Source organism: Roseburia intestinalis L1-82 (genome assembly GCF_900537995.1).
In the GTDB taxonomy this organism is placed as follows: Bacteria; Bacillota; Clostridia; order Lachnospirales; family Lachnospiraceae; genus Roseburia; species Roseburia intestinalis.
Genome location: NZ_LR027880.1, coordinates 373,915 through 388,240, shown reverse-complemented (window position 1 = coordinate 388,240; position 14,326 = coordinate 373,915). Strand labels below are relative to the sequence as shown.

General features: G+C 42.6%; 13 protein-coding genes and 1 other annotated feature. Of the genes, 4 read left to right on the top strand and 9 right to left on the bottom strand.

The window, feature by feature from the left end:
• Window positions 1-23 precede the first annotated feature (23 nt).
• Window positions 24-1,289 (bottom strand): HlyC/CorC family transporter, encoded by a 1,266-nt coding sequence (locus RIL182_RS01930; protein WP_015522478.1) that lies wholly within the window; start codon window positions 1,287-1,289, stop codon window positions 24-26.
• 432 nt (window positions 1,290-1,721) lie between these two features.
• Between RIL182_RS01930 and RIL182_RS01925 the strand changes: the two genes are divergently transcribed.
• Entirely contained in the window at window positions 1,722-2,081 is a 360-nt protein-coding gene (locus tag RIL182_RS01925) for a metal-dependent transcriptional regulator (RefSeq protein WP_006858876.1), read from the top strand.
• Window positions 2,082-2,215: 134 nt separating this feature from the next.
• Here the strand turns inward: RIL182_RS01925 and RIL182_RS01920 are convergent, their stop codons facing one another.
• From RIL182_RS01920 to RIL182_RS01905, 4 genes are all read right to left on the bottom strand, one after another.
• Window positions 2,216-4,216, bottom strand: coding sequence for a 2-isopropylmalate synthase (locus tag RIL182_RS01920; protein ID WP_330369122.1), 2,001 nt, complete (start codon window positions 4,214-4,216; stop codon window positions 2,216-2,218).
• A 154-nt stretch (window positions 4,217-4,370) separates the two neighbouring features.
• Window positions 4,371-4,647 (bottom strand) — a binding site (T-box leader).
• Window positions 4,648-4,736: 89 nt separating this feature from the next.
• The gene (locus tag RIL182_RS01915; protein WP_006858878.1) at window positions 4,737-5,282 is read right to left on the bottom strand and encodes a DUF3877 family protein; all 546 of its coding nucleotides are present in this window, start codon (window positions 5,280-5,282) and stop codon (window positions 4,737-4,739) included.
• 117 nt (window positions 5,283-5,399) lie between these two features.
• Window positions 5,400-5,831, bottom strand: a complete 432-nt coding sequence (locus RIL182_RS01910) for an RrF2 family transcriptional regulator (RefSeq protein ID WP_015522474.1) — start codon at window positions 5,829-5,831, stop codon at window positions 5,400-5,402.
• Window positions 5,832-5,976: 145 nt separating this feature from the next.
• Window positions 5,977-6,297 carry an MGMT family protein gene (locus tag RIL182_RS01905; protein WP_006858879.1) on the bottom strand — a complete coding sequence of 107 codons (321 nt, stop codon included), beginning with the start codon at window positions 6,295-6,297 and terminating at the stop codon, window positions 5,977-5,979.
• A gap of 234 nt (window positions 6,298-6,531) precedes the next feature.
• Here RIL182_RS01905 and RIL182_RS01900 point away from each other — a divergent pair, with 234 nt between their 5' ends.
• Window positions 6,532-8,202: a SulP family inorganic anion transporter gene (locus tag RIL182_RS01900; protein WP_006858880.1), complete on the top strand. Its 1,671-nt coding sequence runs from the start codon at window positions 6,532-6,534 to the stop codon at window positions 8,200-8,202.
• Between the two features lie 57 nt (window positions 8,203-8,259).
• Here the strand turns inward: RIL182_RS01900 and RIL182_RS01895 are convergent, their stop codons facing one another.
• The 3 genes from RIL182_RS01895 to RIL182_RS01885 form a co-directional block, all read right to left on the bottom strand.
• A complete protein-coding gene (locus RIL182_RS01895; protein ID WP_006858881.1) occupies window positions 8,260-8,676 on the bottom strand; it encodes a hypothetical protein in 417 nt (138 codons plus the stop codon).
• Entirely contained in the window at window positions 8,663-9,145 is a 483-nt protein-coding gene (locus tag RIL182_RS01890; RefSeq protein WP_134523003.1) for a GerMN domain-containing protein, read from the bottom strand. The genes RIL182_RS01895 and RIL182_RS01890 overlap by 14 nt, the downstream gene beginning before the upstream one ends.
• Before the next feature lie 321 nt (window positions 9,146-9,466).
• On the bottom strand, window positions 9,467-10,300 hold the full coding sequence (locus RIL182_RS01885; RefSeq protein WP_044999509.1) for a MerR family transcriptional regulator: 834 nt from the start codon (window positions 10,298-10,300) through the stop codon (window positions 9,467-9,469).
• A 136-nt stretch (window positions 10,301-10,436) separates the two neighbouring features.
• On the opposite strand from RIL182_RS01885, the gene RIL182_RS01880 reads away from it, so the two are divergent.
• The gene (locus RIL182_RS01880) at window positions 10,437-11,765 is read left to right on the top strand and encodes an MATE family efflux transporter (RefSeq protein WP_006858882.1); all 1,329 of its coding nucleotides are present in this window, start codon (window positions 10,437-10,439) and stop codon (window positions 11,763-11,765) included.
• Here the strand turns inward: RIL182_RS01880 and RIL182_RS01875 are convergent.
• Complete coding sequence (locus RIL182_RS01875) at window positions 11,756-12,166, bottom strand: CBS domain-containing protein (protein WP_242655636.1); 411 nt, start codon at window positions 12,164-12,166, stop codon at window positions 11,756-11,758. The two genes, RIL182_RS01880 and RIL182_RS01875, sit on opposite strands and share 10 nt — an antisense overlap.
• 395 nt (window positions 12,167-12,561) lie before the next feature.
• On the opposite strand from RIL182_RS01875, the gene RIL182_RS01865 reads away from it, so the two are divergent.
• Complete coding sequence (locus RIL182_RS01865; RefSeq protein ID WP_055195878.1) at window positions 12,562-14,289, top strand: IS1634 family transposase; 1,728 nt, start codon at window positions 12,562-12,564, stop codon at window positions 14,287-14,289.
• Window positions 14,290-14,326 lie beyond the last annotated feature (37 nt).

Genomic DNA, 14,326 nt, shown 5'->3' with positions numbered 1-14,326 from the left:
TATACCAGAATACATATTCTGATTTATTCTTTTTCTTCCTCTTCCGGTTCCCGCAGGTCGCGTATCCTCACCTGCTCGATCCGTTTGCCGGACATCTCTGTCACTTCTATCTCAAGTTTAAATTCCTCATCCGTATGAAAATCTCCGGCTTTCGGTATACATTCAAACAATTCCATCACCCAGCCGCTGACGGTCTGCACATCAAATTCTGCCTCGCGGTCTAAACATTCAAACAGTTTTTCCACTTTTGTTTTTCCGGCAACCAGATATTCATTGTCGCTGATGCGCTCAATTTCTGTCTCGACCTTATCGTGCTCATCCCAGATCTCACCGACAAGTTCCTCTAAAATATCCTCAAGCGTAATGATTCCAGCCGTTCCGCCGTATTCATCCATCGCAACCGCAATGTGCAGTTTCTTCTGCTGAAGTTCCCGCAAAAGATCATCGATCTTTTTATTTTTCGGTGTAAAAATAACCGGTCGCACTGAGTCACGGATCGTCACATCCGAACGGTAAATAAAGTTGTAAAAATCTTTCTGATATAAAATACCAATGATCTGGTCAATATTTTCCTCATAGACCGGAAGTCTCGAATATCCGGTGTCCGCAAATATTTTGGCGATCTCATCTTTTGGCATATCCACCGGGATACCGACAATATCAATTCGCGGTGTGTAAATGTCCACTGCCTCCAGCTCATCAAACTCGATCGCGCTGCGGATCAATACACGCTCATCTTCTCCGATACCGCCGCCTGCCTGTGCCTCATCCACAATGGTGAGCAGTTCTTCTTCTGTGATTCCCGGCTCCTCTTCTGACTTAAAGATGTGTGACAGCAGTTTTTTCCACTGTGCAAACACAAAATTAACCGGTGTCAGGATTTTTACCAGAACAGCAATGATCGGTGCGGAAAACAGTGCAAATTTATCCGGTGATTCTTTTGCAATGCTTTTTGGTGAAATCTCACCAAAGATCAAAACCAGAACTGTCGTAACGATCGTTGAAACACTGGCCCCCTTCGCATCCCCAAGCATTTTTACAAACAGGATCGTTGCTAAGGAGGAAGATAAAATATTTACAATATTGTTTCCGATCAGGATCGTTGACAACAGGTTGTCGTACTTTTCTTCCAGTTCAAGCACCAGCGCCGCCCGTTTATTTCCCTTGTCTGCCATATTTTTCATGCGGATCCGGTTCAGCGACAAAAATGCGGTCTCCGTCGCCGAAAAATATGCTGACATGATCAGGCATATCGCAATAATGATAAAAAACAATGAGTCACTTCCCATAAAAAAATAATTCCTCTCTTTCCACGCAAAAAAGCATAGCTGCACCTGTTTGTCTCTCCAAACGGCAGTTATGCTTTCTCATATTTCAATATTGATCTTTTCATTTTGTTATTCTGATTCGGGTAAGGATCCGCGTCCCCGTCCGCACTGTCTAACATAGTACTCTCCATTTCTGCATGTGAACAATATTACCTTTCACATGATTTTCATATAAATTGTGCTATGGATGTATTATATCAAAACGCATTCTGCATAGCAAGGAATTTTTATCCATTTTCCGGTTCTGTACCCGCTAAAATACAAATAAAATTTGCTGTTGTCTTTGAATTATGATATACTGTTATCAATATATTTTAGGCGGGGCACATTTTCCCTGATGGGATTTCGTTTCCTGTCAGGTGATCACCATATAGACAGAAAAGAGGTATTTTTATGCAGGTAAACGAATCATCTGAGAACTATTTAGAGACCATCTTGGTACTGAGCAAACGTAACCCGGTCGTACGCTCCGTTGATATCGCCGAAGAGCTTGGTTTCAAAAAATCAAGTGTCAGCGTTGCAATGAAAAATTTACGCGAAAAAAATAATATTACCGTTACGAAAGAGGGATATATTTATCTGACCGATTCCGGCCGTGAAATTGCAGAAATGATCTATGAGCGTCACGAACTTTTAACAGACTGGCTGACACGCCTCGGTGTCGACCCGAAAATTGCAGCAGAAGATGCATGCCGTATGGAGCATGTCATCAGCAAAGAAAGTTTTGATGCGATCAAAAAACATATTAAATAACCTGATATATATACATCTATATATTAGTACATCATTTTCACAAACAACAATCTGTGCATATTTTAAACAGATCTGTTATCACAAAAACAAGAGGTGCTCACCGGAACAGATTTCCGGAAGCACCTCTTGTTTTTTTATTTATACTGTCTGCGGAACTGTACCGGTGTCATCTCATACGCCTTTTTGAACAGGCGGTTAAAATGCTCCACGTTCTCATATCCCACACTCGCTGCAATCGACTCCACCGTCTGATTTGACTCTTTTAACAGTCTTCTCGCTTTTTTCATCCGCGCAGCCTTCACTGCATCCTGGAATGTCATACCGGATTTTTCCTTGATATATTTGGAAAGATACGGTTTGGAAAGTCCAAATTTTTCTGCCAGGACATCCATCGTCACATCCGCATAGTTATTCTGGATGTAATTCATGATCTCCATGATGCGTTCATCTCTGCCCTCAATGATGTTTTCGCTTTTTGCCATCTTATTTGCAGCAGAAACCAGTGCTGCGATGGAACTCTTGATGATATCCTCATCCACGCCGACGCCCCAGAAATGTCTGCCCTGACAGATGATCTCCACATAAGCCGCTGCTTTTGAGGAAGATCCCTCTGAGATTGCATGCTCCTGGTAGGTTGCCAGCTCATAGCTGATGCCAAAATACATCTTGATTGCGTTGCTGACCGCATCGAGGCGTCCGTTTCCGCTTGTCTCGATCACTCTGCGCTCACCGTTCTGCTCGATCGTCACACTTGCGGCAATGCCGTCTTTCTGCTCGAAATGGCACTCCGCCACATCAAATACATCTTTGATATTGACGTAATTCCCGGTAAATACCTGATAGATCATATCCGGTGTCAGCTCTTCGTGTCTGTGATCGGATACACCTTTGATCAGATAACCGACTTCCTCTTTCATCTTATCCGGCAGGGACATGCCAAAGTTCTGTTTTAATACGAAGGCAACTCCTCCCTTACCGGACTGGCTGTTGATTCGGATCACATCGGATTCGTACTCTCTTCCGACATCCTTCGGATCGATCGGCAGATACGGAACATCCCAGCGCCCGCCGCTCTTTCCTGCCTCTCTCCATGCCATGCCTTTTGAGATCGCATCCTGATGGGAACCGGAAAATGCAGTAAACACAAGATCTCCGGCATACGGAGTACGCTCATAAACTCTCATTCTGGTAAAACGCTCATATTTCTCACGGATTGCTGCAATGTTGGAGAAATCAAGTTTCGGATCTACGCCGTGGCATACCATATTCATTGCAAGTGTCACGATATCCACGTTTCCGGTACGCTCTCCATTTCCAAACAGAGTACCTTCCACACGGTCAGCTCCCGCTAATACACCAAACTCAGCATCACTGATACCGCAGCCTCTGTCGTTGTGCGGATGTACGCTTAAGATCACGTTATCTCTGTATTTTAAATGTTTGTGAATATACTCGATCTGGCATGCAAATACATGCGGCATTGCAATCTGAACCGTAGTCGGAATGTTGATAATCGCTTTGTGTTCCTTATCCGGTTTCCACACATCCAGTACGGCGTTGCAGACTTCCACGGCATAGTCGACCTCTGTTCCAGGGAAGCTCTCCGGGCTGTACTCAAATGTAAAGTTTCCATCTGTCTGTGCTGCAAGATCTCTTAACAGAATCGCTCCATCCACTGCAAGTTTCTTTACTTCTTCCCTGCTCTTTTTAAAGACCTGCTCTCTCTGTGCAACAGAGGTGGAGTTGTAAAGATGGATCACTGCGTGCGGTGCGCCTTTGACTGCCTCAAATGTTTTTTTGATGATGTGCTCACGCGCCTGTGTTAAAACCTGAACGGTAACATCTTCCGGGATCATATTGCGCTCGATTAAGGCACGCATGAAATTGTACTCTGTCTCTGAAGCTGCCGGGAAACCAACCTCGATCTCCTTGAATCCAATGTCTACAAGCATCTGGAAAAATTCAATTTTTTCCTCTAAGTTCATCGGCTCGATCAGTGCCTGGTTGCCATCACGCAGATCCACGCTGCACCAGATCGGCGGTTTTTCGATCGCATCCTTCTTTACCCAGTCATATGTAACTTCCGGCGGCATAAAATATGCTTTTCCGTATTTTTCTGCAACATCAAAATTCATATTCATTCTCCTTATCCTGTTTTAACAATGATTCTATTTTCTGTGTGTCACTTTCTGTTTTCTGTCCGGAGAGCTTTTTGTGTAAGAAAAAATGTCATAATAATTTCTCATGATACAAAAAATCTCTGTATGCAAAACCTGTGTGGTTTTGTCATACAGAGACGCAAAATTTTCTTCACGCGGTACCACTCTGTTTCATGAATGACCTGTATCGTCATGCATGCACTCATCCGGCACTATCATGCCTTTTCCCTCTTACGGCGGGCGATCCGTCCAAGCCTACCCAGTATCATCTGCTCATTCATAATGCATCCGATTCCTTCAGCCGGCAGCTCCAAGGCGAGTTCACAACTTCACTCTGACTGCCTCGCACCTTCCGGCAGTTCTCTGATTTCCATTCCGCTGTTACTATTCCTTTTCATTGCATTTCATTTTCTGTTCTACATAATAACATACCTTTTTCGAGTTCCGCAAGGTGTGATTTTATCAATTTTATTGATTTATTTTAATCTTCTATATTTTAAAACTGAAAATCTTCATAATCTTCCGGTGTAAAACGATGATAGATCAGATGGCAGCCCTCATCCGTGATGCAGTAACGGTAATCATCCGGCACCCCATCCTCAAAGTAAACCAGATAATCAAATTCCCCGTGTGTCGTCCGTTCTACATGTACATGATCCGAATATCTGTGAAACTGCTGTAAAAGCTCGTCTATCGTGCAGCCATGTTTTCCGATTGTTTCTATAAAACTGGAAATGAACTCACTTCCGTTCGTGTGTTCATGCACATAATCAACACCGCTCGGCGGAATTGCAATGCAGAAACGCTCACCTTTATTGGAGATTTCCACCCCGCCAAGTGTCTGCACCGTCTTTTTTGAAAATTCTGCAAGCAGTTCTAACATCTCTTTTTCTGCTGCATCGGTATGGAAGAAACGGTTCAGCGAGGTAATCGGATAATATAACCGGATCAGTTCACTCCGGTAACCAAGTTTTATCTGTTCTTCCTGTATGACCTCGATGATATTTTTTTCAAGTCTCGTAAAATCCACTGCCTTTTCCATTTCTTTCTTCCTTATTATTTTACTCCCACTGTGTCAGACCGATAAATTCCGGCTTATTATTTTACTTCCACTGTGTCGGATCAATCCATTCCCACGCTTCTTATTTTCTCATAAAATTCAGATTACATACTCGCCGGCACGCTGTCTCTCGTAGTCCACTAAATCTGCGAGTGTGATACTGTCAACAACCTGGTTGATCGCCTCGTTCATTTTTTTCCACACCAGAACTGTTGCACAGTCATTCATCTTATCACAGGTGTCTTCATCCTCGACGCATGCCACCGGTGCAAGGCTTCCCTCTGTCAGGCGTAATATCATTCCGACGGTATATTCTTCCGGTCTTTTTGTCAGAATGTATCCTCCCTGTGCACCACGAATGCTCTTTACATATTTTGCCTTATTTAAAACGGAAATAATCTGCTCTAAATATTTATCTGAAATTTCCTGGCGTCTCGCAATATCCTTTAAACTGATCGGCTCTCCGGTATTATTCAGTGCAAGATCCAGCATCAGGCGTAACGCATATCTTCCTTTTGTTGATATTCTCATATTTTCCTCATTTCTGCGCTGTTTTTCATATTTTAGGCTTGCGGATGCAGCGCAGCCGCAAACTTATGAATAAACGATTCTTTTATCATCGTATTAGAAGTATATCCGACTATTCATACCATGTCAATAGGAATTAAAGTATTCGTTAAAATATCTCTTTGCGCCACTGATATTTTGAGAGATCAACACATCCGTCTTTTACCTCTATGCCATCCGCTTCCAAAAGTCCGATCTGCCTGTTTTCGCCACCAAATGCAAAGGCCTCCGAAACTCTCCCCTCACGGTTTACTACCCGGTAACACGGGATTCCCTCCGGATCCGGATTTACATGCAGCGCATAGCCGACCACCCTGGCCCACCTTTTGTTGCCCGCAAGCGCTGCCACCTGTCCATAAGTGGCAACCGTACCGCGTGGAATCTGTTTTACAATGTCATATATTTTTTCGTAGGAATTTTTCTGTTCCATGCTGCTCCTTAAGTATAGACTATGATTCGCTCAGCAGTCTTATTATATCATGAAGCCCGGCTTCATGATCGTGATCTACACTCGCTCTGCTCGGCAGTCTTATTATACCATGAATTACTTTTTTGCGCCATTCACCTTGCAATCATGTTAAGAACATGTTAAAATTTTAATTTGTGTTTTTATAAATTTTTAATACTTTTTATACTTAGGAAAGGATTGGAGTACAAAAGACCTATGAACGAACTAAGACCAAAACTATTTGACGTAATGAAGGGATACACAAAAGAGCAGCTCATCAAAGATATCCTTTCCGGTATCATTGTGGCGATCATTGCTCTTCCACTTTCTATCGCACTTGCGATCGCTTCCGGTGTCGGTCCGGTACAGGGACTCTACACTGCGATCGTTGCCGGATTTTTTATTTCCTTTTTCGGAGGAAGCCGTGTACAGATTGGCGGACCAACTGCCGCATTTGTTGTTATCATCTATGGCATCGTGACCACTTACGGTACAGACGGACTGATTGTCGCAACAATCATGGCAGGTATCATTTTATGTATTATGGGCCTCTGCCATTTTGGTTCCCTGATTAAATATATTCCTTATACGATCACGACAGGTTTTACCTGTGGTATCGCAGTCACCCTGTTTGTCGGACAGATCAAAGATTTTCTTGGACTTGATATGGGTGCTGTTCCTTCTGAATTTATTGAAAAACTTGGCGCCTATGCTGCAAATATCACAACCACCAATCCGGTTACCGTCGCAATCGGTGCCGTTGCACTTGTGATTTTAATTCTGTGGCCGAAAGTAACTGACAAACTGCCTGGATCCCTGATCGCAATTATCGTGACAACTGCCATCGTTTATTTTGCTAAACTGCCGGTCAACACGATCGGAAGTGTTTACGGAGAACTTTCCTCCGAATTTCCGTCTTTCCACATGCCGGCATTCAGCTATAAATTGGTACAGGAACTGATCTCCCCGGCATTTACGATCGCGATTTTAGCCGGTATTGAATCCCTGCTTTCCGCAGTCGTATCTGATGGTATGATCGGTGACACCCACAAGTCAAATGCTGAACTGATCGGTCAGGGACTTGGAAATATTTTTTCCGGCCTGTTTGGCGGAATCCCTGCTACCGGAGCGATTGCCCGTACTGCTGCAAACGTAAGAAACGGCGGACGTACCCCGATCGCAGGTATCACACACTGTATCACTTTAAGCATTATTTTAGTTGTTTTAATGCCGCTTGCTTCCCTAATTCCTATGACAACATTAGCCGCAGTGCTTTTAGTCGTTGCATGGAACATGGCAGACTGGACTTCCTTTTTCCATCTGTGCAAAACTGCTCCAAAGAGTGATATGATCGTACTTGTTGCAACATTTTTCCTGACTGTATTTTTTGACCTTGTCGTTGCCATCGAAGTCGGTGTCGTACTTGCCGCACTTTTATTTATGAAACGTATGGCAGAAACTGCCGATGTCACTGCCTGGAAATATGCAGATGAGCCGGATGTGACCCCTGGCGAAGCCGAGAAAATGCGCGACATTCCACACTCAATCCGTGTATTTGAGATCAGTGGACCGCTGTTTTTCGCCGCAGCCGATGAAATTCTTACAATTACCAGTGACAAGTCAACCAAAGTCATCGTTATCCGTATGCGAAGTGTTCCGGCAATCGATGCGAGTGCAATGCGTTCCTTGCGTGACCTTGCTGCCCGTGCGAAGAAAAAACATATCACTTTGATCTTCTCACATGTCAACGAACAGCCGATGTCCGTTATGAAAAAAGATCACTTTATCGAGCTGATCGGGGAAGAACATTTCCTTCCGAATATTGTGGAAGCTCTCGGTTATGCGGAAAATATGGTCGCAGATTCCGGTCATAAGGCTGCGAAATAACAGAATTTATTTATTCTTATGATGAAATATCGGATTAGGATGGCTGCACACTTCCTTTTACTGTGTCAGCCATTCTATCTCCGCGTCCTCTGTCGATGTTTCCATCTCTGCCTGACCTTCCCCTTCTTTTAAAACGATGCAGTTGTGATTGTCATCCACCTGAACCTGATAAAAATATTTCAAATCGTCGCTGACACCATTACTGTACTGATATTCCACAAAATACTGCGCTTGTGCCGGTGTTTCGGCAGGTTCGAAACCAAACGACGTCTCTTTGATCTCACAATCCGAATCATATTGATCTAAATACTCCTGAAAAATTGGATCTGTGTATCCTCTTGCAATCTCACTTCGATCATACAGCTCCTGCATCACGGCATCTTCCTCTATACCGGCGGATCCGCTATTTGCTCCACATCCTGCCAAAAACATTCCCATGATAAGCAGCAAACCTGTTATTTTACTCCTGCGCATCGTATGTATACCTCCCCTGCAGAGTCTCATACTCTGCATGCCCGGTGCTCCAGGTTCCTCCCTCCACCAGAAGAGACACTGCCTTGGCATCATAGGCGTCCAGATAAGTATTGACTACGCTTCCAACTGTCGCGTACTCTCCTGCCGTTCCCATCTGATTTACATATTCCTCAAATGTTTTCGACAGATCAAGCGTTATGGTATCCTCTTCCTGTTTAAAATCAAGCACTTTCACATCCGACGGAACCACACCGGCATCGATCAGCGCAGCCATGATATTTTCAGGCGTAAGCGCATCGAGCGATACCGTTTCTGTGTCAAAACCATCTGCATTTTCATTGCTTTTATATATGGTAATATTATTGTCTTCTTTATCAGCATTTTCCCGCCTGCCACAGCCTGATGCTGTCATAAGAACTATCGCTGCTAAAATCAATGCCATTTCCCGTGTTACACTTGTTCGTTTCATATTTTGCCTCCTCTTTTCCATCATTTTTCCTTTCAATCACGATTCATTTTTACCTTTTGGGTATATATGAAAATTTTGCTCGGAAAATACCCATAATTTTCCCTTAAATCCGCGTTTTTTGAGGATTTTTTTGTGATAATGGACATACACAGATAGTTTTTCATGCTATATGCCTTATACTCGCTTCGCTCGGCAGTCTTATTATATCTTATCTCATTTTGTTTTTGTTAAACCTTCGTCTAAATTAAGAAAATCTTCCATATTTCCAACCATAAAATACACGTTCTGCGAACACTCTATGATTAAGTGAAACAGCAGTCTTCACAGTTCATCCATATCTCCCCCGCAGATGCGCACCGATATCTCCGTCACATACTCCTCCACCGTCTCCGCCATCAGCTGATCCACCGTGTAAACTTCCAGGAACTCTTCCGCCAGTGTAATCTGATGTTCATCTGCATAAGCAAGAAGTTTCCGGTAAGCCTCCCCGATGTTTCTCCAGTGCCCTTTAAAATAAGTTGTCAGATATTTCCCCGCAGGCATAAAATGGCAGGACATGCCGCCCGGCTTATGTTTCATCAGCAATATTACGTTGCTGTAATTTGCATAGATCTGCCGTCTGACATCTTTTGCATACTGGATGTAACCAATCTCATAACAGATGCTTTTGCTGTTGTTCTCATAAAAATTGATCAGTTCCGCTGTGCGCTCCGCAAATTCTGATTCCGAAACGTCTAAAAATGCATCCATCAGATAATATCTGCCCGGTTTTTCACAGACAAATATTTCATCTTTTTCTTTCTCTAAATATGCCCTGATTTTTTTACTTTTTTCTTCCATCCACTGCCTGCGATCCTTTAACAGCCGGATTTTTTCTGCCAGAATCTGTTCCTCTTTTTCAAACAGCTCCAATAATTTTTCCGGAGTCCGGTCACTTAAAAAGGCCTGGATCTCTTTTAAAGACATACCAAGTTCCTTTAGCATAATGATCGCTTCGAGCACTTCGATCTGATGGATCGAATAATAACGGTACTCGTTATCAAGCACGATCTCCGGCGAAAACAAGCCGATCTTATCATAATGAAATAAAGTGTTTTTGGTGACGTGCATGAGCTTTGCAAGCTCACCAGTTGTCAGATATTGACTTTTGTCCACTTTTAATCTCCCCTCACGAAAAAAGTTCTTGACTATATGGTAACAATATAGTTTATGATAGCATTTGTGTCTCAAAACCGCAATTTCCATCCGCGCTGACACAACATTTAAAAATATTTCAAAGGAGGAACCCATTATGGCACAGTCCATTGGTCAGAAATTCACACCTGTCACTTTATTAAAATTCGCATTACCATCCATGGTCATGATGGTACTCATGTCCTGTTATACAATCACGGACGGGATTTTTATCTCGCGCTTTCTTGGAGATAATGCGCTGTCCGCAGTCAATATCGTCTATCCGGTCATCAATATCGTACTCGCCATCGGCGTCATGCTCGCAACCGGAGGAAGCGCCGTCGTTGCAAAGAAAATGGGCGAAGGGAAAGACGATGAAGCAAAAGATAACTTTTCCATGCTCGTGTTTACCGGTGTTGTGGCGAGTGTTGTCATCCTGATACTGACGATTTTATTTTTAGAGCCAATCTGCCGCGCTCTCGGTGCAAATGATTCATTACTTGCAAACTGCAAAGCATATCTTTTTACCGTTGTTTTATTTGCCCCAGCGTGCATGCTGCAGAGCCTGTTCCAGACGTTCTTCGTGACAGCGGGAAAACCGCACATTGGCATGACGTTAGTTATCAGTGCCGGCATCGCAAACGCCGTGTTGGACTATGTATTTTTATCGCCTCTCGGCTTTGGCATTGAGGGTGCCGCCTTAGCTACCGGTATCGGTCAGCTCATACCTGCAGTCGTGGGACTCTTCTACTTTTTCTTTGTCAGGGGAGATCTTTATTTTACAAAATTTCATTTTCATGGAAGTGTCCTTTCTACTGCAAGTTTTAACGGTGCATCCGAGATGGTAACGAATATTGCAAACGCTGTGATTACTTATGCATTTAACAAAATCATGCTGCGCCTTGCCGGCGAAAACGGTGTTGCCGCAATCACGATACTGCTTTATTCCCAATTTTTATTTAATGCGCTTTTTCTTGGATTTTCCATGGGTGTTGCACCTGTGATCAGTTACAATTACGGTGCAAAAAATACAGGCGGACTGAAAAGCGTCTGCAAAATCTGCAGACGCTTCGTGATCGTTTCTTCTATTATAATTACTATTTGCTGTAACCTGCTCTCCGAGCCGATCGTGCTCTTGTTTGTCGGTGGAAAAACAGCGACTTATGACCTTGCCGTCAGCGGTTTTTCGGTATTCTGTGTGACCTTTTTGTTCAGCGGATATAACATTTTTTCATCCGCTCTCTTTACGGCACTCTCAGACGGAAAAACCTCAGCGGTCATATCCTTTACAAGAACCTTTGTTTTTATCCTGCTGTCACTCCTCACACTGCCAGCCATTTGGGGGGTGACCGGTGTGTGGCTTGCAATCCCGGTGGCAGAGTTTGTGACACTGTTTTTATCGATTTTTTTTCAGCGGCGCAAACGGACGGTTTATCATTACGCCTGAGCAGCCGCTTTCTTTCCAAGGTATGCCAGTACATCTTTTCTGGTCACGATCCCGATAAACACCTTTTTATCATCCACAACCGGAACAAAGTTCTGGTTCATTACCTTGTCAAACAGATTCTCCATGGATTCATCAATCTTTACCGCCTTATTATCCCTTCTACGCTCAATCGATGTGATCGGCATGTCCTCAAGCAGTTTCAGATCCGGGAAATTGCGGTCCTTTAAAAACCATAGTAAATCTCCTTCTGTGATCGTACCGATATATTTTCCTTCCACGCTAAGCAGCGGAATAGCTGTGTAACCGTGATGTTCCATTTTCTCAAGCACCTGACGCATGGTGTCCGTCTCTTCCACATGTGCTACGTCTTCCTTCGGTGTCAGAAAAAATAAAATGTTCATATGTGTTGCCCCCATTTGTTTATTGATTTGTGTGTTTTGATTATACTACCATTTCGGGGGTTGGACAACAAGGGAGTTATAACCTTACTATTTTCATTCCTCATCCACTAAAATCATTTCAAATATTTCATCACTTACCCTAAGTTTATGCATACTCTGGTTCTTCGCCAGATATGGTAACACCATTAATTTCTGTTGCACTTTTCCTTTATTATCAATTTCGAAATCATACTCAGAAAGTTTTGATTCCAGGCAAGCCGCGGGAGTTTGACACATTGAAATCCAAAAAAGTACCACAAAGCCTTGAAATAGGCTTATTTTTTTGTCAAATTTTTATTTTTATTATATAGTAATATTTGGTGATATGTGGTATAATAGTGACAGAGGTGATTATTGTGCGTATAACAACATCAAAATCAAAAAATTCTGAGTCCTTTTACATCACTCAGTCCTATACAAATGCCAATGGGAAAAGTACTTCCAAAACCATCCGAAAATTAGGTACGTTAGCTGAATTATCGGCACAGCTCCACACGGATCGTGACGGAGTTGTTGAATGGGCAAATGAACAGGCTCGTCTTGAAACACTGAAATATAAAAGTGAAAAAGAGGATGCTACTGTCATGATTCCATTTCATTCCAACAGACTCATGGACTATAATAAGCAGAAACTTTTTTCTGGCGGATATCTTTTTCTTCAGTCTATTTACTATGGACTTAAGCTCGATTCTGTCTGCCGAAAAATCAAAAGCCGACATAAATTCGAGTATGATCTTAATGCTATTTTATCTGATTTAATTTATACAAGGGTTCTGGAACCTTCCAGCAAAAGTTCTTCCTTTCGAGCAGCAAAACAGTTCCTTGAGCCTCCAACTTATGAACTTCATGATGTTTACCGAGCTCTTTCTGTTCTTGCTTCTGAAATGGATTTTATTCAATCAGAAGTTTATAAAAACAGCTTTTTTCTTGGTGACAGAATGGATCGGATCCTTTATTATGATTGCACAAACTACTACTTTGAAATCGAACAGGAAGATGGAGATAAAAAATACGGAAAAAGCAAAGAGCACCGTCCGAATCCCATTATTCAAATGGGACTCTTTACAGATGGTGACGGAATACCTTTGGCTTTCTCACTCTTTCCTGGAAACCAAAATGAGCAGAAATCCTTAAAACCTTTAGAAACAAAGATTCTCCAACAATTCGGCTGTGATAAGTTTATCTATTGTAGTGACGCCGGACTTGCTTCTGAGGATAACCGTGTTCTTAATCACATGGGACAGAGGGCATTTATTGTCACTCAGTCCATCAAAAAGCTGCCTGCTGAAGATCGGGCATGGGCTTTAAAGAAAACTGGCTTCAAACGTCTCTCAGATGATAAACCTGTTGATCTCACAAAACTGACAGATGATGACAAGAACCAGCTTTATTATAAAGACGAACCATTGACAACAAAAAAACTGGATCAAAAATTAATCATAACCTACTCCCCTAAATATGCCGCTTATCAGAAAGCCATCCGTGCGGAGCAGATCTGTCGGGCAGAAAAAATGGTTGCAAATGGCTCTCTAAAAAAACAGCGTAAAAATCCAAATGATCCTGCAAGATTTGTAAATAAGGTAGCTGTAACCAACGAAGGAGAAAAAGCTAAGATCCACTATTATCTCGATACGGATAAGATTGCTGAAGAAGAAATGTATGACGGACTTTATGCGGTATGTACAGACCTGCTTGATGATGACGTTGCAGATATCTTAAAAGTCAGTGAAGGAAGATGGCAGATTGAAGACTGTTTCAGAACTATGAAAACAGACTTTGAAGCCAGACCCGTTTACTTAAACCGTGAAGATCGGATTAAAGCTCATTTCCTCACCTGCTTTCTTGCTCTGTTACATTTCCGGTTATTAAACCGCTCCTTGAAAGGGACTTATACCACAGAACAATTACTTCACACTTTAAAAGACATAAAATTTACGGATATAGAAGAACAGGGCTTCATGCCGGTATATGAACGTCAGGAAATCACTGATGATCTCCATGAAACCTGCGGATTCAGAACGGACTATCAATTCATAACAAAACGGAAAATGAAAGGAATTCAGAAAAAAAGTAAGCGGAGATAAAACATTACTATATTTCGTGTATGCAGATAAAAGTGCC